Origin of the sequence: Streptomyces sp. NRRL WC-3549, assembly GCF_000721935.1 — a bacterium.
In the GTDB taxonomy this organism is placed as follows: domain Bacteria; phylum Actinomycetota; class Actinomycetes; order Streptomycetales; family Streptomycetaceae; genus Streptomyces.
Genome location: NZ_KL585394.1, coordinates 348,069 through 349,139, shown reverse-complemented (window position 1 = coordinate 349,139; position 1,071 = coordinate 348,069). Strand labels below are relative to the sequence as shown.

At 74.3% G+C, this 1,071-nt stretch carries 2 protein-coding genes; one reads left to right on the top strand and one right to left on the bottom strand.

Annotation, left to right across the window (positions count from 1 at the left end):
• A partial coding sequence (locus IH13_RS46060; protein ID WP_037841152.1) for a helix-turn-helix domain-containing protein occupies positions 1-317 on the bottom strand: 317 nt, incomplete at its 3' end.
• 108 nt (positions 318-425) lie between these two features.
• Here IH13_RS46060 and IH13_RS0112365 point away from each other — a divergent pair.
• Positions 426-1,071, top strand: a 646-nt coding sequence (locus IH13_RS0112365; protein WP_037841150.1) for a cell division protein PerM, incomplete at its 3' end; no start/stop codon positions are given.

Here is a 1,071-nt window from a genome sequence, read left to right as displayed (position 1 = left end):
ACCTCCGCCCCGGTCGGGCCCGCGGGCGCACCGGTACCGGCCGCGGCCCTCACCTCCGCCCCGGTCGGAGTCACGGTCGCGGCTCTGCCCGCTGCGGCCCGCGGGTCGGCCGAGCTGATGATCCTGGCGTACGCCACCCTCCGGCGGCCCCGTGGATCGGTCCGGCCCGTCTCCCAGGCGCGGACGGTGGCCGGCGTGACCCCCACGGCCGTCGCGACCTGTTCCTCACTCAGTTCCCTTGCCTCGCGCAGCCTGCGGCGCTCCTTCGGCGAGGGCAGCGGGGGCGTGGCGGCGGGTCCGGTGGTCCTGCGCTTCATGTCCGTCCTCCGCCAACACTGCAATGGGTGAAAAAGTACATAAACGTATATTGGGCGACACCACGGCCGTTCGCCCGTTACACGGAATAAGCGCGTGTCGTTGGCAGCATGGCCAGGGTGACCCAAGTGACCGAGCGCAGCCCGATGTTGTCGGCAGAGCGGAACAGGTCCGCCGTGCTGGCCTCCGCCTTCGTACGCGGTACGTTCGCCGCGTGCCTGGGACTGGCCGCGATCACGGTCCTGGTCATGGTGTTGTGGATCAGCTCCTCGTCCCCCGACAGCGGTCCGGCCGGAGCCCTGCACGTCGCGACGGGGCTGTGGCTGCTGGCACACGGCGCGGAACTGGTCAGGACGACCACGTCGGGCGGCCACCCGGCCCCCGTGGCGATCGTTCCGCTGCTGCTCACCGTGGGGCCCGTGTGGCTGGCCTACCGGGCGGGCCGGGACTCCACGGAGTCCGGCGGGCAGGAGGCCGGCCGGCATGCGGCGGTGGGCGTCTGCTGTGCGGTGGCCGCCGGTTACCTGCTGGTGGTGGTGGGGGCGGCGGCTTACGCGCGGGACAGCGGGATGCCTGCGGAGCGGGCCTCGCTCGGCTTCCCGCTCGCCGTCGTCGTGGTGGCCGCGACCGGGGCGGGGGTGTGGGCGGCGCGGGGGCGCCCGTGGGGTCCGGTGCTGGCCTGGGCGCCCTTGAGACTGCAGGAGGCCGCGGCCCGCGCACGGTTCAGGGCCGGCGCCGAGGCGGCGGCGCGGTCGG